15 protein-coding genes are annotated in these 19079 nt (G+C 45.3%); 14 read left to right on the top strand and 1 reads right to left on the bottom strand.

All coding sequences use genetic code 11. The features are described from left to right. The first annotated feature begins 140 nt into the window (after window positions 1-140). The 10 genes from ETP43_RS08520 to bsh all read left to right on the top strand — a co-directional run bounded on the left by ETP43_RS08520 (window position 141) and on the right by bsh (window position 13784). Window positions 141-2231, top strand: coding sequence for an elongation factor G (locus ETP43_RS08520; RefSeq protein ID WP_129257757.1), 2091 nt, complete (start codon window positions 141-143; stop codon window positions 2229-2231). Between the two features lie 206 nt (window positions 2232-2437). Beyond that, window positions 2438-2977, top strand: a complete 540-nt coding sequence (locus tag ETP43_RS08515; RefSeq protein ID WP_129257756.1) for a DUF3877 family protein — start codon at window positions 2438-2440, stop codon at window positions 2975-2977. A gap of 86 nt (window positions 2978-3063) precedes the next feature. Then, window positions 3064-4449, top strand: a complete 1386-nt coding sequence (locus ETP43_RS08510; RefSeq protein ID WP_129257755.1) for a TrkH family potassium uptake protein — start codon at window positions 3064-3066, stop codon at window positions 4447-4449. A 43-nt stretch (window positions 4450-4492) separates the two neighbouring features. After that, entirely contained in the window at window positions 4493-5161 is a 669-nt protein-coding gene (locus ETP43_RS08505; protein ID WP_118635265.1) for a potassium channel family protein, read from the top strand. An 85-nt stretch (window positions 5162-5246) separates the two neighbouring features. Continuing rightward, complete coding sequence (locus tag ETP43_RS08500) at window positions 5247-7010, top strand: ABC transporter ATP-binding protein (RefSeq protein ID WP_129257754.1); 1764 nt, start codon at window positions 5247-5249, stop codon at window positions 7008-7010. Beyond that, window positions 7000-8706 (top strand): ABC transporter ATP-binding protein, encoded by a 1707-nt coding sequence (locus ETP43_RS08495; protein ID WP_129257753.1) that lies wholly within the window; start codon window positions 7000-7002, stop codon window positions 8704-8706. Before ETP43_RS08500 ends, ETP43_RS08495 begins: the two co-directional genes overlap by 11 nt. Before the next feature lie 168 nt (window positions 8707-8874). Beyond that, entirely contained in the window at window positions 8875-10359 is a 1485-nt protein-coding gene (locus tag ETP43_RS08490; protein WP_129257752.1) for an AAA family ATPase, read from the top strand. Window positions 10360-10424: 65 nt separating this feature from the next. Further along, on the top strand, window positions 10425-11108 hold the full coding sequence (locus tag ETP43_RS08485) for a polysaccharide deacetylase family protein (protein ID WP_129257751.1): 684 nt from the start codon (window positions 10425-10427) through the stop codon (window positions 11106-11108). Between the two features lie 84 nt (window positions 11109-11192). After that, window positions 11193-12758 carry a 2-dehydropantoate 2-reductase gene (locus tag ETP43_RS18050; RefSeq protein WP_129257750.1) on the top strand — a complete coding sequence of 522 codons (1566 nt, stop codon included), beginning with the start codon at window positions 11193-11195 and terminating at the stop codon, window positions 12756-12758. Window positions 12759-12809: 51 nt separating this feature from the next. Further along, the gene (gene bsh, locus ETP43_RS08475) at window positions 12810-13784 is read left to right on the top strand and encodes a choloylglycine hydrolase (protein ID WP_129259538.1); all 975 of its coding nucleotides are present in this window, start codon (window positions 12810-12812) and stop codon (window positions 13782-13784) included. 257 nt (window positions 13785-14041) lie between these two features. Here bsh and ETP43_RS08470 read toward each other — a convergent pair whose 3' ends face one another. Next, window positions 14042-14980, bottom strand: a complete 939-nt coding sequence (locus ETP43_RS08470) for a hypothetical protein (RefSeq protein ID WP_129257749.1) — start codon at window positions 14978-14980, stop codon at window positions 14042-14044. 235 nt (window positions 14981-15215) lie between these two features. Here ETP43_RS08470 and ETP43_RS08465 point away from each other — a divergent pair, with 235 nt between their 5' ends. From ETP43_RS08465 to ETP43_RS08450, 4 genes are all read left to right on the top strand, one after another. Beyond that, a complete protein-coding gene (locus ETP43_RS08465; protein ID WP_106491630.1) occupies window positions 15216-15653 on the top strand; it encodes a MarR family winged helix-turn-helix transcriptional regulator in 438 nt (145 codons plus the stop codon). Further along, on the top strand, window positions 15650-16426 hold the full coding sequence (locus ETP43_RS08460; protein ID WP_022172378.1) for a sulfite exporter TauE/SafE family protein: 777 nt from the start codon (window positions 15650-15652) through the stop codon (window positions 16424-16426). The genes ETP43_RS08465 and ETP43_RS08460 overlap by 4 nt, the downstream gene beginning before the upstream one ends. A 135-nt stretch (window positions 16427-16561) precedes the next feature. Next, entirely contained in the window at window positions 16562-17056 is a 495-nt protein-coding gene (locus tag ETP43_RS08455; protein WP_129257748.1) for a GNAT family N-acetyltransferase, read from the top strand. A 192-nt stretch (window positions 17057-17248) separates the two neighbouring features. Then, entirely contained in the window at window positions 17249-18976 is a 1728-nt protein-coding gene (locus tag ETP43_RS08450) for a Na/Pi cotransporter family protein (RefSeq protein WP_129257747.1), read from the top strand. The last annotated feature ends 103 nt before the right edge of the window (window positions 18977-19079 follow it).

Raw genomic sequence — 19079 nt, 5'->3', positions numbered from 1 at the left:
TTTATACACAAAAAACATAAAATATACAAACATAGATCAAAAAAGTTCGGAAAATAATTGTCAATATTTCATAAATAACTTGAAATATTCGAAGAAATTTAGTAATATATAACCATACTAATTTTTGGGAGGTATTACATATGGACGTTTTTAGAACTGACCGAATAAGGAATGTAGTGCTGCTTGGTCATGGCGGAGCAGGTAAGACTACACTGACAGAAGCTATGGCTTATCTTTCAGGTATTACAAATCGTTTAGGCAAGGTGACAGATGGCAATACCATCAGTGATTACGACAAAGAAGAGATCAAGAGAAAATTCTCGATCAGTACTTCCACCGTGCCGGTTGTATGGGATAAGGTAAAAGTAAATATTTTAGATACACCTGGATTCTTTGATTTCGTAGGAGAAGCTGAAGAGGCAGTTGCAGCCGCCGACGCAGCAGTGATCGTGATCTCCGGTAAATCAGGCGTACAGGTAGGAACCCAGAAAGCATGGGAACTGTGTGAAAAATACAGACTGCCGCGTATGTTCTTCGTAACAGAGATGGATATGGATGATGTCAGCTACCGTCAGGTAGTAGAAGATCTGACCGAGCTGTATGGCAAGCGGATCGCTCCGCTGCACATGCCGCTTCGTGAAGACGGAAAATTTGTCGGATATATCAACATCGTAAAGAACAAAGGTCGTCGTTACATCGAAAAAGACAAAAAAGAAGAATGTGAGGTCCCGGAATATTCCAAAGAATATCTGGAAAAATACAGAGAGATCTTACTCGAAGCCGTAGCAGAGACCAGTGAAGAATTCATGGATCGCTATTTTGCGGGCGAAGAATTCTCCGTAACCGAGATTTCCGCAGCATTATCCATGTGCGTAGGTGATGGAAGTCTGGTTCCTGTATGCATGGGATCTCCGGTCAATCTGCAGGGTGTTAAGATCCTGTTAGACGATATCTGTGGATACTTCCCGAGCCCGAATCTGAGAGAACGCGCCGGTATCGTAAAATCAACCAGTGAAATTTTCGAAGCTGACTATGATTTCACCATGCCAAAATCCGCACAGGTCTTCAAGACGATCGTAGATCCGTTTATCGGAAAATACTCACTGTTGAAAGTTTGTTCCGGTGTTATCAAGTCCGGAGATACCTTATATAATGTAGAAAGAGAAGAAGAACTGAAGATCGGCAAGCTGTATGTTATGGAAGGATCAAAACCGATTGAGGTTCCGGAACTTCATGCAGGTGATATCGGAGCCGTAGCCAAAATTAACGAACTGCGTACTGGCGATACTCTGGCAACAAAAGCTGTCCCGGTATTCTACGGCAAACCGGAGATTTCCATTCCATATACCTGCAAACGCTACAAAGCAGTGAACAAAGCAGATATGGATAAGATTTCCCAGGCACTCTCCAAGATGTGTCAGGAAGATCTGACAATGAAAGTAGTCAATGATTCTGCAAACCGTCAGACTCTTCTTTATGGCATGGGTGACCAGCATATAGACGTGATCGTCAGCAAACTGCAGGAACAGTATAAAGTGAATGTGGAACTTTCCAAACCGAAAGTAGCTTTCCGTGAGACCATTCGTAAAAAATCAGATATTGATAAAAAATATAAAAAACAGTCCGGTGGACATGGCCAGTATGGTCATGTAAAGATGACCTTTGAACCATCCGGTGATCTGGATACACCATATGTATTTGAGCAGATCGTTGTCGGCGGAGCCGTTCCGAAGAACTACTTCCCGGCAGTAGAAAAAGGTCTGCAGGAATCTGTAGTATCCGGTCCTCTGGCGGCATACCCGGTAGTCGGTGTGAAAGCGGTTCTGTATGATGGATCTTATCATCCGGTAGATTCTTCTGAGATGGCATTCAAGACAGCAACAAAGATGGCATTCAAAGACGGTTTCCTGGCAGCTTCGCCGGTTCTGTTAGAGCCTATCGTAAATATGCAGATCCGTGTACCGGATAAATTTACCGGTGATGTTATGGGTGATCTGAACAAACGGCGTGGTCGTGTGCTTGGTATGAACCCGGATAAACAGGGATATACCATCGTAGAAGCAGATGTTCCGGAACTGGAGATCTACGGATATGCAACGGTACTTCGTTCCATGACAGGTGGAGCCGGTGATTTCTCTTATACATTTGCCCGTTACGAGCAGGCACCTGGCGATGTACAGGAAAGAGAAATTGAAGCAAGAGCCAGCAAGGTAGACAAAGGGGAAGAATAACCCGACAGTATGAAATAAAGAATAAAAGTGTAAGGGAGAACATCCTGTACAGTTTTAAATGTACAGGATGTTCTTTCTGCTTGCGAAAATATCCGTGAGATTATATAATTCACATAGCTGTGAAAATATTTCATAAAAATTTAATGGTGCCTGACACCATCGACGACCGGCGGTCGAAGGGGCCAGCCAGAAAGGATTATAGAATTATGTACGAAAATGGATATAAAAAACTGCAGGACAGTCTGATCGATGTGATTGCAGAGGAACAGGCAAAGCTTGGATATATGAAAGAACCGATCCGGCTGTATTATCCTTTGAGTTCTCTGCATCATTTTTTTGAAAGCGAAGGTGATGCGGAGGCGATGCAGGAGTCACTGGAAGGATTTCCGAGGGCAACAAAAGAAATATTCGGGGAAGTACAGGTATCGCACAAAGGAGATCGTTTCTGCTTCTTTCTGTCGGAACATGCGACAGAATATGTGCACGAACACCGGGACGAGAATGCATTTATCTTTGCACTGGTACAGTTGCTTACAAAACACGGAACGACGTTGGATGAGGTAAAAGAATTATTCCGCAGTCAGACATCTGAGTGCGCGATGGAACCGATGGACAACGGAGAATTTGACCTGATGATCCGCTTTGTGGACTCGGAAGATCCATATTACTACTGTTTTAAAGATGAGGGCTGCCATATCATTTACCACAGATTTCTTCCGGAGGATTATGCAGATTTCGGATTCTAAAAGAAGAATCATTGGTTGTAAAATATCAGAAATGAAACAGAAAGTTGATATTTTGGAAAAAATATAGGAAAGAAGAGAAAAAGAGGATGTCTGAAAAACAGAAAAAAAGGCAGTGGCATACGCCGGCAGAAAGAATTATGATGACCGGATTTGGTGTAGTGATCATACTGGGAACGCTTCTTTTGTGTCTGCCGGTTTCATCGGCCAGTGGAAAGGGCGTATATTGGCTTGATGCGTTATTTACGGCGACTACATCTGTGTGTGTAACCGGCCTTGTGACCGTGCCCACTGCAACCACCTGGAGCGTGTTTGGAAAAATTGTGATTCTGGGGCTGATTCAGTTTGGCGGGCTTGGAATCATGGCATGTCTGATCATGATATTTCTGGTTTTGCGAAGAAAAATCAGCCTGCAGAGTCGCAAACTGATTCAGGATACCTATAATCTGCCGGTGCTGAAAGGAAGCGTGGGAATTGTCAGAAGACTCCTGATCGGAACAGCGGTGGTTGAGATTGCAGGAGCGATATGTTATAGCTTTTGGTTTGTTCCTCATTATGGATTGTGGAGAGGAATCGGGTACAGTATTTTCCATTCGATATCCGCGTTTTGCAATGCAGGAATCGATCTGGTAGGTGAATCTTCTTTTGCGCCTTTTGTAACCAATCCTCTGATGAATGTTACAACCATGGGACTAATTATCTTGAGCGGACTTGGCTTCCCCGTCTGGTGGGAAGTGATCGAGCATGTGCAGGATCTGCTGAGAGGAAAACGAACCAGAAAAAATTTTATCCGCGGATTTACCCTTCATACAAAACTGGTATTGACGACGACAGTAATCCTGATCACAGGCGGGGCACTTCTGATCCTCCTGTTGGACTGGAATCATACAGGGTCTCTCGGAGATCTGAAACCGGGAGAGAAAGTGATGGCTGCTTTTTTTCAGTCCATAACAACAAGAACAGCCGGATTTGAGACGATTCCACAGAAAAATTTTACGGATGGGTCTGCGATGGTGAGCATGATTCTGATGTTTATCGGCGGTTCACCGATGGGAACAGCCGGTGGTGTGAAGACAATTACGGTTGCTCTTCTTATCGTGCTGGTTACTTCTTATATCAGTGGAAATCATGATACGGTAGTATGGGGAAGAAAAGTTGTGGAAGAAAATATCCGCTCTGCGGTGGTGATTTTCTTTTTTGCACTGGCTACTGCTCTTACGGCCACAATCCTTCTGGTTGCCGTCAGTGGTTATCCGCTTCTGGACTGTGCCTATGAGGTTGTTTCGGCGGTGGCGACGGTGGGACTGACCCGTTCTCTGACTTCACAGCTTCCGACAGCAGGGAAAATCATTGTTATACTTGTTATGTATATGGGACGAATCGGGCCGATTACACTTGCGGTAGCCCTTGGGCGCAGAACAAGACATGTGGATGCGGATATTCAGAGACCGGAACAGAGGATTCTGATTGGATAAAAGAATAGGGGAGAACAGATTAACAGAAAGGAAAATTAAAATCATGGATAAACAATATGCAGTAATCGGACTTGGAAAATTCGGTTATGCTGTGGCACAGACACTGTCACAGGCAGGAAAACAGGTTCTGGCAGTGGATAAAGACCAGGAACTGGTGCAGGAGATAGCAGATTATGTGACTTATGCTGCAAGGGCAGATGTGACGGACAGCCGTGTATTTGAATCGCTGGGAATCAGTAACATGGATGTGGTGATCGTAGGGATCTCAGAAGATATGGAGTCAAGCATTCTGGCGACATTGCAGGCAAAAGAGGCAGGTGTGCCACTGGTAATCGCCAAGGGGATGAATCAGATGCATGCCAAGATTCTGAAAAAGATCGGTGCAGACCGTGTAGTGATGGCCGAAATCGAAACGGGTATCCGTCTTGGTAAAAACCTGATTTCAGGAGGATTTCAGGATTTCTTTATGCTGTCAGATTCCTTTTCGATGGTAGAACTTGCGGTTCCGGATAGTTGGATCGATCATAATCTGGAAGAACTGAATCTTCGAAAAAAATATGAAATTAATGTTATTGCAATCAAGAGGGGGGAAACGATTTGCGTCAGCATCAATCCGGAAGAAAACCTGTGCAGAGGAGAGATTTTGATTCTTGCAGGAGAAAATAAAGCACTGGCTAAATTAATGAAAAAATATAAAGAGGGAGATATTTGAAGCTCTTATACGAATAGAAAAAGAGAACGATAGGCAGGATTTGAAAATATTACACGGATTTTGGCAAAAGAGGAGAATGACGGGGATGAAAAACAAGGAACTGCAAAAGAAGAGAGAGGATGAGAAGTTTTGTCCGGAAAAAATCGGTTCGTATTTTCGGGTAGAATGGAAAGTTCTTCTTACAATTACAATCTCCGGCCTGATCTATAACCTGGGACTTCTGGCGGAACCGTGGTTTGAGGGACGGATGACGGGAATGTTGGTGGATATTCTGAGAGGCAGCGGAACTTTTGCCAATATGCTGTTTCTTGTAATCGGTTATGTGGCAGCAATCGGGATCGTACAGGTATCCAGATATGTCAAACGTTTTTATGTACGCAGGTTTGCAAATAATGTAAACCGGAGAATGAAAGAGATCCTGTATCACAGTCTTGTGACCAGGGGGAGGGCGAGTCTTCGGGAAGAAGGGGAAGGAACCATCATGACAAAAGCCATCCTGGATGTAGATGATTGTGTGGAGGGAATGCGTAAATTCACGACGGAGATTTTTGATACCGGTGTGGCTCTGACTGCCTATGCAGGCATGCTTTTGTGGTATGACTGGCGGCTTGCTCTGCTGTGTATGATCTTTCCGCCGATTTCATATATTACAGCGGAGAAGATGAAACGGATGATCCAGAGAACCGGAGCAGCATATAAAAAGCAGTGCGGAGTATTGAGCGCAGTGACTCTTGATCGTGCACAGAACGCTGTCACCTACCGGGTGTTTGGCTGTGAGAGAGACCGGCAGATGGCTTATGAGAAGAATCTTACCGATTATGAAACATCCGCGGTAAAGGCAAATATCTGGAACAGTGCCATGCCTCCGATTTATAAAGTGATTTCTATGACCAGTGTATTGTTTATTCTGTATTTTGGTCAGAAAAACATACTGGGAAGCGGATGGAGCAGCTGGTCAATCGCAACATTTACCACGTTTCTGGCATGCTTTGTGAAGCTTTCTACAAAATCATCCAGTGCGGCAAAACTCTTCAATGCCGTACATAAAGCGCAGGTTTCCTGGAATCGTATCCGTCCGCTGCTTGACTCGGTAAACGAGGAAGAAGACGGAAAAGAATGGAGACCTGGATATCTGGAAGTAAAAGATGTCTCATTTGCTTATCCGGATGGAAAGCGCGTGCTGGAACATGTGACTTTTTCAGCAAAACCGGGACAGATCATCGGCGTGACCGGTCCGGTAGCCTGTGGAAAATCAACTCTTGGGAAGTTATTTTTATGTGAATGTCCATATGAGGGAACGATACGATTTGCAGGAAAAGATTTGCTGCAGATGGAAGAGGCAGAACGTAAGGGTATCGTAGCCTACCTGGGGCATGATCCGGAGCTGTTTCATGACAGCGTCAGAGATAATGTGTTGTTGGGAGACGAAAAAGATTTGAAAACCTATCTGAAAGCAGTGTGTATTGACCGGGAAGTTTCTGATATGGAAGAGGGAGAGGATACCTTGATTGGAAATGGTGGGGTTCGCCTTTCCGGAGGTCAGGCACAGCGTGTGGCACTGGCAAGAACACTGTGCCATAAAAAGCCGTTACTGGTACTTGATGATCCGTTTTCTGCACTGGATAAATCGACGGAGAAAGAAGTGTTTGCCAATGTACGGGCGATGACCCGTGATTCAATCGTGTTGCTTTTGTCACATCGACTGTATCTGTTTCCACAGATGGATCAGATCATCTGGATGGACGAGGGAAAAACAGTCGTAGGAACACATGAGGAACTGTTGCAGAAAGTACCGGCGTATACAGCATTATTTACCACACAGGAAGGAGAGGACAGTCATGAAGCATAAAGGAAATGTACGAAATATTCTGATTACTACAGTAAAAAGACAAAAATGGCTGTCGATCGGGATCCTGATCGCGGTACTTGGAGCCATCGGAGCCTCTCTGATCCCGCCGCTTCTTCTTGGAAAAATCGTGGACAGTATTACGGAAGGAGATGCGGTAGCGTTTTCGTTCTTTGTCCTCTATTTTGTTGTGCTTGCCCTGACCGGTTTTATGGATACGGCGCGCGAGAGTCTTCTGACTGTTTTCGGACAGAAGATCACGCATGCACTTCGAAGCCGCCTGATGGAAAAGTTTCTCGGCCTCAGTGCAGATACGATCAATCAGCAGGAGCCGGGAACGATGGTATCTAGGTTTGTGGGAGATGTGGATACGGTAGAGAACCTGTTTACTTCCGGAATCATCAGTATGTTTGCGGATACGTGTAAGATCTTGAGTATCCTGGCTGTGATCTGGTTTCGGAATAAGGGATTGACGTTGGTTTTACTGTTTTTATTGCCATTTTTGTTCTGGTTTACCAGACATGTACAGAAAAATATGTTAACCGCGCAGATCGAGAATCGAAGAGCAGTAGGCCGTGCCTCAGGTCATGTGCCGGAGACGATTCACAATATTCGGACGATCCATTGCTTTGGAAAAGAAAAATATATGGAAGAGCGGTATGACAAATATATCAGCGACAGCTATCGGGCGATGGAACGAACGAACTTCTATGATGCGATCTATTCACCGGTGATTCTGATCCTGAACGCGGTTGTGGTTGCTGTTGTGATGCTGTTATCTGCATCTGGCGATCAGCAGATTCTGACATTCTTTGGAATGTCTGCCGGAACAGCAGTAGCCGTGATCAATTATATTTCCCAGATTTTCACACCGGTAGAAAGCCTTGGTATGGAGATTCAGACGATCCAGTCAGCGATGGCAGGTATTCACAGAATCAATGAGTTTTTCAATCTGGAGGCGGATGAAGCAGACAGAGCGAGCGGAAAACGACAGGGTGTCCGGAAAACAGCAAAAGATATCAGTGAACAGAAAAAACAGGTTACAATAGATAAGATACATACGGCAGATGCCGGAGATCAGACCGCGGTATCCTTTGAAAATGTAGTCTTTGGCTATGACGAACATCTGGTTCTGGAAGGTGTGAGTTTTGAGGTGAAAAAAGGCGAACAGGTCACATTGTCCGGGCGTACCGGTGCCGGAAAGAGTACGATCCTGAAGCTGCTGCTTGGTCTGTATGAGCCGCAGAGTGGAAGCATACGGATCGGTAATGTTTCTGCTACAGAAGTTCCGGAAGAGGAAAGGAGATCGCTGTTTGGCTATGTGGAGCAGTCTTTCCATATGGTGCCGGGTACGGTGCGTGAGCAGATCACACTGTATGATCGGAGCATCACGGAAAAACAGGTGCAGGCGGCAGCAAGACTGACTGGTCTTGAAGATTCGATCGCCAGTCTGGAAAATGGCTACGATACCGTGTGTACCCCGGAGATCTTTTCGCAGGGGCAATGGCAATTGTTATCCATCGCCAGGGCAGCAGTTGCAGAACCATCGATTCTGTTGCTGGATGAGATCACGGCAAATTTGGATGTGGAGACGGAAAAGGAAGTCTTACAGGCACTGCGGCGCGTATCGGAAAACCGAACGGTAATCTCGATTTCCCACAGAACTTCAGCGGAAATGGGACGGATCATAATGGTTTAGTAACGTTTTCACTTTTTTTTTTCGGAAAATCATGGTAAACTGTTAAAGTGTGACAGGGTAACTGTTCAGTACCTTCACAGTTACGAGCAAAAAAGGAAATCGAAAAAACAGAAGAACTGTTCCGGTGATGAGAGTTAAAAACGGAACGGTGATAAAGGAGAAATTACAATGCCAGTATTTGATTTTAATAATACCCCGGATAAAGACAAACCGTTGACCTGTACTTATACAACCTTCCGCTCCGACGAATCCACCGCTACACCGGAACGCCCGATGCTGGTGCTGGATAATAAAAAACGGCAGTGGAAACATCATTCCAGCGGATTCTTTTCCAATCCGGCGAAACAGACAACTTTTGAATTTGAGGAGGAAGACGGTATCGTATCCGCGGACATCCTGCAGATCGATGCCCGTTTTGTCAGTCTGTTAAAATGGCTCGGCGGCAATCATATTCATATCCGGCTGTCCGGTGAGAACCGAGAAAATGGGTATGCCGTTTATAAGATCCGTGAGATCGCTTTCGGCGGCGGCACCAAACTTTCGGCGGAGGATGGTTTTTTACAGTTTATGATCGAACGTCTTCTGGCAAGCAATGCACCGGAAGAAATCGAGGAAGATGAGGATGCAGAAGAAATCGGCGATGATATGAAACTGACCAGTATACAGAGCATCACCGACTTTATGACCTGCGCCGGAAAAACACTGCCGGATAATATTCGTCTCTGGGCGAGAAGAAACCTGGCGGTTGCAAAATCCCATGAGGTATCTCCGGAAGAGAGACGGCATGCACAGAGAGCACTGTCGATTATGATGAATGTACAGTGGAAGAGTAATTACTTTGAGTCTATCGACCCGCAGGAAGCAAGAAGAATCCTCGATGAAGAACTGTACGGCATGGAGAAGGTAAAACAGAGAATTATCGAGACGATCATCCAGATCAACCGTACGCATACGTTACCGGCATACGGTCTGCTTCTGGTAGGACCTGCCGGAACAGGAAAATCACAGATTGCCTATGCGGTTGCAAGAATCCTGAAACTGCCGTGGACAACCCTGGATATGAGTTCCATCAATGATCCGGAACAGCTGACCGGAAGCTCCCGTGTCTATGCCAATGCAAAACCCGGTATCATCATGGATGCATTTTCGATGGCAGGAGAGTCCAATCTGGTATTTATCATCAACGAGCTGGACAAAGCAGCCTCCGGAAAAGGAAACGGAAACCCGGCGGATGTTCTGCTGACCCTGCTTGATAACCTGGGATTCACCGATAACTATATGGAATGTATGATCCCTACGGTAGGTGTCTATCCGATCGCCACCGCCAACGACAAATCCCAGATCAGTGCACCGCTGATGTCCCGTTTTGCGGTGATCGACATTCCGGATTATACAGATGAAGAGAAGAAAATTATTTTCTCAAAATATGCACTGCCGAAAGTACTGAAGCGAATGAGTCTGAAAGAAAATGAAATTATTCTGACAGCTGAGGGGCTGGACAGAATCATTCAGAAACATGCGAATACCAGCGGTATCCGTGATCTGGAACAGGCCGCAGAGCATATCGCAGCCAATGCTCTGTATCAGATTGAAGTCAATCATATGCAATCTATAACGATCGATGCACAGATGGTAGAGAAAGTGCTTGAGTAATAAATATGAAAGAAAGTGTGACAGATGACTGGGTACACTAAAATTGCCCAAGGAGGATAAGTGTTATGTGGAATGGAAAGAAAAAAGCAGTAACATTCAGTTACGATGATGGTGTGACACAGGATCGCCGTCTGGTGGAAATGATGAATACTTATGGTGTAAAAGGCACCTTTAACTTAAACAGCGGTACGCAGTCTTATGCAAATGTATGGGAACATCCCAAGGGGCTTCTGATTCATCGAATGAACACTGAAGGTTTAAAAGAACTGTATCAGGGACATGAGATTGCAGCACATTGTCTGACGCATGCAGATCTTCCCAAATATGATGAAGAGACGATCCGCAATGAGATTCTGGAAGACAAGAAAAATCTGGAAGAACGGTTTGGGCAGCCTGTTGTGGGAATGGCGTATCCGTTTGGTACTTATAACGATACAGTAGTGGATATTGCGCGTGCCTGTGGTATCCGTTATTCCCGTACGGTAGAGCGGACCGGAAATTTTGGAATTCCGGAAGAGCCGCTGACACTGAATCCAACCTGCCATCATAATGATGCGGATGTGATGGATCTGATTGACCGTTTTCTGGCATCTGACAGTGAGGAACCACAGCTTTTCTATCTGTGGGGACACAGTTATGAGTTTGACGTGGATCAGAACTGGGATCGGATGGAAGAGATCCTGAAAAAATTGTCCGGTCATGATGAAATCTTTTACGGAACAAACAGAGAAGTGTTATTTGGTGAATAATAACTATCTCGTACATAATATTATGATTATGTTCTGAATACTATCAGAATCTGTGGCAGATGCAAAGAAAAAAGGAGAACACAAATGCAATATGCAATCATAGGAGCCGGAGGAACCGGCGGAGTTGTGGGATATTTTATGACAAAGGCAGGAAAAGATGTGACACTGATTGCCCGTGGCCGTCATCTGGAAGCTATGAAAGAGCATGGATTGACTCTGGAGCGTCTCTGGGATCCGAATCCTGAGACAATTGCTGTGAAAGCAACGGATATGGAACACTACAAGGAACAACCGGATGTGATCCTGGTGTGTGTAAAAGGGTATTCACTAGAAGATACCGTCCCGTTTATCCGCCGCGTGGCAAAACCGGATACGATCGTGATTCCGATTCTGAATATCTATGGAACCGGTGCAAAACTGCAAAAAAAACTGCCGGAACTTCTGGTGACAGACGGATGCATCTATGTATCTGCCAACATCAAAGAACCGGGTGTGTTATTGCAGCATGGAAAGATCCTGCGGATTGTTTATGGAGTGCGAGAAAAAGCAGACTGGAGACCGGAATTCGAAGAGATCCGTCAGGATTTTGCGGACAGTGCCATCGACGGTATTTTATCCGAAAATATCCGCAGAGAAGCACTGGAAAAATTCTCCTATGTCTCCCCGATCGGAGCAGCAGGACTGTACTGTAACGCAGTAGCGGGGGATTTTCAGGAAGAGGGCGCTCCGCGGGAACTGTTTTGTTCGATGATCCAGGAAATCGCAGCACTTGCAGATGCTATGGGCGTTCCGTTTCAAAAAGACATGGTAGATGTTAATTTACATATTTTGTCTACTCTTGCACCGGAAACAACTACTTCTATGCAGAGGGATGTAATGGCTGGGAAACCATCAGAAATCGACGGACTGGTATACGAAGTGGTTCGCATGGGAAAACTGTATGGTGTGCCGGTTCCCTCGTATACGAAAGTAGCTAATCGACTGGCTGAGAAAAAAGGGATCATTTTTGATATGGATGGTGTTCTGGTCAATACGGAACCGTTGCATTTTCGGTGTTGGCAGGAAGTGCTGAAAGAGGACGGAATCACGCTGGACTATGAGATTTACAAACCGTGCATCGGTTCTACCAGAGAAGTTTTCCGGCAGCTGATGGTGGATGCTTACGGTGATATTTTCGAGGATTATCCGACGATGAACCGGAGAATGGAAGAAAAGAAAAAGGAAATCGTGGAAAAAGAAGGATTCCCGCAATGTGAAGGAATCCGGGAAGTTCTGGAAAAACTACATCAGGAAGGATATCTGCTGGCAGTCGGATCTTCTTCTCCGGAGGATGTGATCCAAAAAGTGTTGAAGGATCTTGACCTGGCTCAGTATTTTTCTGCTTTTATCAGTGGAGAAAATATGGCACATCCAAAGCCGGCACCGGATACGTTTCTTGCTGCGGCAGAAGCACTGTTATTAGATTCTTCCGCATGTATGGTAGTAGAAGATTCCACTAATGGAGGAAAGGCGGCAAAAGCAGCAGGAATGTCCTGCGTCTGGTTCCATAATCCAGATTCCGGAGATCAGCAGATTCCGGATGCAGTTTTGGAGATTTCTTCCTGGGATCCTTCCAGTGCAGAGAAAATTATGAAAGTATCGGAACAATGAGAAAAAACAGAACAGCCATGCAAGTATTTTGGATAAAAGGAGCAGATGGAAATGTGTACAGCAGCTACTTATAAGACAAAAGATTTTTATATGGGACGGACGCTGGATTATGAATTCTCCTATGGAGATGAGATTACAGTAACACCAAGAAATTATCCGTTTCATTTTCGCCATATGGAAGAACTGGAAAATCATTATGCGATCATTGGTATGGCACATGTAGCGGACGATTACCCGCTGTATTACGATGCGGTCAATGAAAAAGGCCTTGGAATGGCAGGGTTGAACTTCGTAGGAAACGCTGTCTACCAGGAAATCCAGGAGGGACGGGAAAATGTGGCTCAGTTTGAGTTTATTCCATGGATCCTTTCCCAGTGCGCGTCCGTGGAGGAAGCGAAGAAAATGCTGGCAGAAATGAATCTGGTGGGAACCGTATTCGCCCCACAGTTTCCGGCGGCACAGCTGCACTGGATTCTGGCGGACAAATATGCGTGTATCACCATCGAATGTGTCCGGGAGGGACTGAAGGTTTATGATAATCCGGCAGGTGTACTGACCAATAATCCGCCATTTGAACAGCAGATGTTTTTATTGAATCAGTATATGCATCTGTCACCGAAACAGCCGGAGAATCATTTTTCCGAGCAGTTGCCATTACAGACCTACAGCCGCGGCATGGGTGCACTTGGACTTCCGGGAGATCTTTCTTCTACTTCCCGCTTTGCAAAAGTGGCATTTACCAGAGCACATGCAGTATCGGGAGATTCTGAGGCGGAAAGTGTCAGCCAGTTTTTCCACATTCTGGGATCGGTGGACCAGCAGAGAGGATGCTGTGAGGTGGCAGACGGAAAATATGAGATCACGATCTACACTTCCTGCTGGAATGCTCAGAAGGGAATCTACTATTATAATAGCTATGAAAATCATCAGATCACTGCGGTTGATATGCATCGTGAGAATCTGGACGGAACCATACTGGCACGGTATCCACTGATTCAGAAAGGTGAGATCCGGTGGCAGAACTAGAGCGTGTCTGAAAAATCATTTCCGGAGAGCCTTTTTCAGACACGCTCTAGAAGATGTGAAAGGTATTCCCGGGATTTTTTTACTCGTTATTGCGATAGTCGTCAGGGTCTCGTGCAAGTACGGACTTTGAATCGTTGCTCGCGTAAATAAAAAAGACAGAAATCTGTTTCAGACATGTACCAATGGTACGGGACGATTCCGATTTCTGTCTTTTTGTGTTTATTGCTCGAATGATTCTATTACAGAATCTATGGTGATTACTGCGCCTTCTTCATGCGATAACTTCCACTACTGGTGCGGAAAGCGTCGATGATGCGCCGTACACTACAGAGTAAGGTAAGTCCGTATCCGATGAACAGATCGCTGTAATAGCTTCCGGTGAGTTCGGAAAGATCCAGAATGTTATCCAGATACTGATAACACTCGGAAAAGGTGTATCCTTCGTCTTTCAGTGCATCGTAAGCATCCCAGGTCCAGGAAAGCCGATTGGCAAAGAAAATCATCACCAGCATCATCACAGTGGAAATGATCACACCCTTCCGATCCAGATGACCGCCAAGCAGTTCATATCCACGCAGTGCGCAGATTGCAGTGACTGCACCGGCAATACCCGCGATGTATCCGAGCCGATAGATCAGTACCCAGAGCACACATCCGATCAGAGAACCGACGAAAGCACCTACGAGTCCGGCAACCAGATTACTCTTTTTTGCACGGGTTGTCTGCTGATTTTGCTGAAGATTCTGCTCGATCTGCTGTGCACAGGAAGTACACAGATAATGGTAGGAACCATTAACCTCATAATTTGACAGATATTCCTGTGTGCTGCCACAGGACTCACAGCAAGGCTGATAGTTACCGCCATGAAGATACTGAATCAGAGGATCTACGACACTGTTGATCATATCCGGAACTTTGTTTCCGTTTACTGCCGGCATTTTTATGGTCAGTAAGGCGGAAGTAGAAGTACAGGAATAGTCTGCCAGGTGTTTGACATTTTGCTTCTGGTATTCCAGATACTGTGCCAGCTGTGCGTTGTCCGGATCCTGTGTGGAGACGGCATTGATACGAACGTGGTAAACCGTCGATTCCGTTGTAATGACAACCGGATATCCCTGATAATTGCCATCTGCATAGCTGCCGTGATCCGTCAGACTTCCCCCGAGAAGTAGTACACGTATTTTTTCCTTAAACATATTGAAATCCTCCCTCAAAATTTATATGTTCTACCCGTATCATAACAAATTCTGACATGTTTTACCACAAACTTCAGGATTTTGTAAGAAATAGAAGGAAGGTATTATATAGACAGAAAGATATAGTATAATTCATGAAAATGTAATGATTATTTCACGCTTGTAATGATAGGAATTTCATGTTAAAATAATTCAAAAATGAACATTCTAAAAATGAAAGAGAGGTATAGAAGGCATGATAAGCATTGAGTATATACATAAATTGCTGGATGTCTATAATCAGCTGTGCCGACCGTTATGCCAGCAGACCGGCATTCCGCAGACATCCCTGGATATCCTGATGTTCCTGAAAAATAATCCGCAGTATAAAAATGCCGCAGATATTGTAAAGATCCGCGGGATCAAGGCGAATCTGGTATCCATCCATGTGGAACGGTTGGTGCAGGAAGGATATCTCGAACGCCGGGAGGTTCCGGGCGACCGGAGAAAGACAGAACTAATCTGTACCCGGAAAGCGGAGCATGTCTGGAGACAGGGATGTGAGATTCAGAAAACATTTATCGAAACCTTATTTTCCGGTGTGCCTGCGGAGTCCAGAAAGATCTTTGAACAGGTGATGGAACAGACAGAGGAAAATCTGAATACATATCAAAAGGAGAACAAAAAGAAATGAGTATTTTACTGACAGTAATTGTTACATTTTTTGCAGGTATGGGTGCAGGTCTCGGGACCGGATTTGCCGGCATGAGTGCGGCGGCGGTCATCAGCCCGATGCTGATCACATTCTTGGGAATGGATCCCTACATGGCAGTGGGAATCGCATTGTCCTCGGATGTGCTGGCAAGTGCCGTATCCGCATATACTTATGGGAAGAATAAGAATCTCGATATAAAAAATGGTCTGATCATGATGGTTACCGTGTTGTTGTTTACCATAGTGGGAAGTTACGTTTCCAGCCTGGTACCGTCCACAACGATGGGAAATTTCTCCGTCTTCATGACCTTTCTGCTCGGTATCAAATTCATCCTTCGCCCGGTCATGACTACAAAAGAAGCCATGGCACAGGTGTCTGCGAAAAAACGTGCGATTCAGTCTGTGATCTGCGGAGTGATGATCGGCTTTATCTGCGGATTTATCGGTGCCGGTGGCGGTATGATGATGCTTCTGATCCTGACATCCGTTCTCGGATATGAATTGAAAACAGCCGTGGGAACCAGTGTATTTATCATGACGTTCACCGCCCTCACCGGAGCCGTATCCCACTTTGCCATCGGCGGCACACCAGACTGGACAGTATGGATCCTGTGTGTGGTCTTTACCTTCCTCTGGGCAAGAATCGCAGCCGTATTTGCCAATAAAGCAACGCCAAAGACTCTGAACCGTGCTACAGGAGTGATCCTGGTGGTGTTGGGAGTTGCGGTTATGGCGTTTTCGGTGTTGGGATAGAGTACCAAATGTCTGCTGGTCGGATGGCTCTTTGAAAATATTATGCACAACCACGCAGACTATACCCGAAAATGATATCAGCTGCGAAATGGAAAGAAAAAAGTTAATAGATAATAAATTGGAGGATACAATATCATGATAATCAGAACTGCAACCATAGATGATCTGCCACAGATCGCCGCCGTAGAGTCCGAGTGCTTCCCACCGGCCGAAGCCGCCACAAAAGAGGAATTCGCCGACCGCCTTATTCATTACGCCAACCATTTCTGGCTGATGTTCGACGAGCAAAATGACAACAAACTGGTTGCGTTCGTCGACGGTTTTGTCACCAACGAACCGGATCTGACGGATGAAATGTATGAAAAAGCTTCCATGCACGACGAAAGCGGTGCCTGGCAGATGATTTTCGGGGTGAATACAATCCCGGCTTATCGAAGACGCGGGCTGGCAGGAGAACTGCTGGAGCGGGCGATCGAAGATGCCAGAAAACAGGGAAGGAAGGGTCTGGTGCTGACCTGCAAAGATGCATTGATCCATTATTATGCAAAATTCGGTTTCCAAAATGAAGGAGTAACAGACAAATCTGTCCACGGCGATGCTGTCTGGAATCAGATGCGCCTGACCTTTTAACTGGAGTTAACAGGAACTAACTACCAGCTTTACACAGATTTAACGAAAATCATACAATACCATGATAGAGCCATATGCGTTCTCCCACTATACTGTAAACCGTAAATGAATTATACAGATTCATAACAGAGATTTTACAGATGATTTCAAGAATCGAGCAGCAGACAGCTGTCGGAAAAGGGAGAACACAAAATGAATGAAAATGTAAAAGTAGTATTTGGGCTGATTGGTGGGTTGGCGCTGTTCCTTTATGGAATGAACAGTATGAGTGATGCGCTGCAAAAGGCAGCCGGAGAAAAGATGAAGAAGATTCTGGAATTTCTCACGAAGAATCCGATCATGGGAGCGCTGGCCGGAGCCCTGGTTACGGCTGTGTTACAGAGCAGTTCGGCAACTACCGTTATGGTCATCGGCTTTGTAAGTGCCGGACTGATGAGCCTGCCACAGGCGATTTCCGTTATCTTTGGAGCCAACATCGGTACGACGATGACTGCCCAGCTGATGGCATTCAAAATCAGTGATTACATTTATCCGTTGATCTTCATCGGATTCATGCTGAACTTCTTAGGGAAAAAAGAAAAGGTTAAAAATATTGGTATGGTTATCTTTTCTTTCGGACTTTTGTTTGAAGGAATCGAGATCATGGGCAGCGTTATGAAACCACTGGCAGGAAGCCCGATCTTTGTAGATCTGATGGGAAAAGTATCTTCTGTTCCGGTGCTGGGTGTTGTCCTCGGTGCGGTGATGACTCTGGTGGTACAGAGTTCCTCTGCAACGATCGCAGTCCTTCAGAGCTTTGCTTCCCAGGCAGGACCGGACGGTGTCAGCAGCGTGATCGGACTGACAGGAGCGATTCCGATTTTGCTTGGCGATAATATCGGTACGACGATCACAGCACTTCTGGCATCCATCGGACAATCCAAAGATGCAAAACGTACCGCAATTGCACACAGCTTTTTCAATATCACGGGTACCTGCGTATTTATCTGGATCATTCCGTGGTTTGCACAATTTATACGTTATATCTCTCCAAAAGGAAATGAGATCGATGTGATCTCCCGCCAGATTGCCAATGCACATACGACATTCAACGTGGTCTGTACGCTGGTATGGCTGCCGCTGATCCCGATTATGGTGAAGATCGTTACCACGATTATACGCGGAGAAGATAAGAACACAGGTGTAGTTTATGAACCGAAGTATCTGGATAACAAAGTGATTGATCAGCCGGTGGCTGCGATGTATCTGGTATCTCAGGAACTGGAGAATCTGGCAGGATTTGCCGTACATATGCTGAACAGCCTGAAAGGTTCTCTGAATCAGAAAAAGACCTCAGCTGCATATGAAAAATTCAAAAATCAGCTGGATATCGTCCAGCACCTGCAGGAAGAAATCACGGACTATATCACCAAATTGTTTTCCAGTGGTAATCTGACAGAGCTTCAGTCTGAACAAACAGCAGGACTTCTGTATGTAACCAACAATATCGAACGTATCGCCGACCGGTGTCAGGATATCGACAGCATCTGGATGAAAATCCAGGACGATGGCATGAGCTTTTCCGAGGAAGCCGGTAAGGAGATTGAAAATTGTATCGATGTCCTTCTGTCTCTGCTGCGTCAGGCGATGACAGCGGTAAAACAGGGCAGCGAAGAGGAAGCGGAACTGGTATTTAAAAATAAAAAGAAACTGCATAAAGCAGAAAAGAAATTCAACAAAGCCCACTTGAACCGCGTAAAGAATCAGAAATGCGATCCGGCGATGACCGGCTACTTCTCCGGCATCCTCTACAACCTGGACCGAGCTGCAGACAACTGCGTAAGTATCGCAGAAGAAGCTCTGGATAATCAGGGATATGTAAAATTAGGCGAAGCTGCCAGAAACTTTGCAACACCGTCTGCGGTTGTGGAGGCTGTGTAAAAGATAATAACAGTGATAAGAAATATATAATTTAAGAGAAACAGAGTATTTTTGATTTTGAGATACAACAAAATTTGAAAATACTCTGTTTTTGGTTGTTCGA

Source organism: Blautia faecicola (assembly GCF_004123145.1).
Classification (GTDB): domain Bacteria; phylum Bacillota; class Clostridia; order Lachnospirales; family Lachnospiraceae; genus Oliverpabstia; species Oliverpabstia faecicola.
This window is presented reverse-complemented; position numbering and strand designations above follow the sequence as displayed.

Excerpts from the sequence above, each read along its gene's own strand:
- ETP43_RS08520 (WP_129257757.1), top strand. The coding sequence starts at position 141 with ATGGACGTTTTTAGAACTGACCGAATAAGGAATGTAGTGCTGCTTGGT.
- ETP43_RS08515 (WP_129257756.1), top strand. The coding sequence starts at position 2,438 with ATGTACGAAAATGGATATAAAAAACTGCAGGACAGTCTGATCGATGTG.
- ETP43_RS08510 (WP_129257755.1), top strand. The coding sequence starts at position 3,064 with ATGTCTGAAAAACAGAAAAAAAGGCAGTGGCATACGCCGGCAGAAAGA.
- ETP43_RS08505 (WP_118635265.1), top strand. The coding sequence starts at position 4,493 with ATGGATAAACAATATGCAGTAATCGGACTTGGAAAATTCGGTTATGCT.
- ETP43_RS08500 (WP_129257754.1), top strand. The coding sequence starts at position 5,247 with ATGAAAAACAAGGAACTGCAAAAGAAGAGAGAGGATGAGAAGTTTTGT.
- ETP43_RS08495 (WP_129257753.1), top strand. The coding sequence starts at position 7,000 with ATGAAGCATAAAGGAAATGTACGAAATATTCTGATTACTACAGTAAAA.
- ETP43_RS08490 (WP_129257752.1), top strand. The coding sequence starts at position 8,875 with ATGCCAGTATTTGATTTTAATAATACCCCGGATAAAGACAAACCGTTG.
- ETP43_RS08485 (WP_129257751.1), top strand. The coding sequence starts at position 10,425 with ATGTGGAATGGAAAGAAAAAAGCAGTAACATTCAGTTACGATGATGGT.
- ETP43_RS18050 (WP_129257750.1), top strand. The coding sequence starts at position 11,193 with ATGCAATATGCAATCATAGGAGCCGGAGGAACCGGCGGAGTTGTGGGA.
- bsh (WP_129259538.1), top strand. The coding sequence starts at position 12,810 with ATGTGTACAGCAGCTACTTATAAGACAAAAGATTTTTATATGGGACGG.
- ETP43_RS08470 (WP_129257749.1), bottom strand. The coding sequence starts at position 14,980 with ATGTTTAAGGAAAAAATACGTGTACTACTTCTCGGGGGAAGTCTGACG.
- ETP43_RS08465 (WP_106491630.1), top strand. The coding sequence starts at position 15,216 with ATGATAAGCATTGAGTATATACATAAATTGCTGGATGTCTATAATCAG.
- ETP43_RS08460 (WP_022172378.1), top strand. The coding sequence starts at position 15,650 with ATGAGTATTTTACTGACAGTAATTGTTACATTTTTTGCAGGTATGGGT.
- ETP43_RS08455 (WP_129257748.1), top strand. The coding sequence starts at position 16,562 with ATGATAATCAGAACTGCAACCATAGATGATCTGCCACAGATCGCCGCC.
- ETP43_RS08450 (WP_129257747.1), top strand. The coding sequence starts at position 17,249 with ATGAATGAAAATGTAAAAGTAGTATTTGGGCTGATTGGTGGGTTGGCG.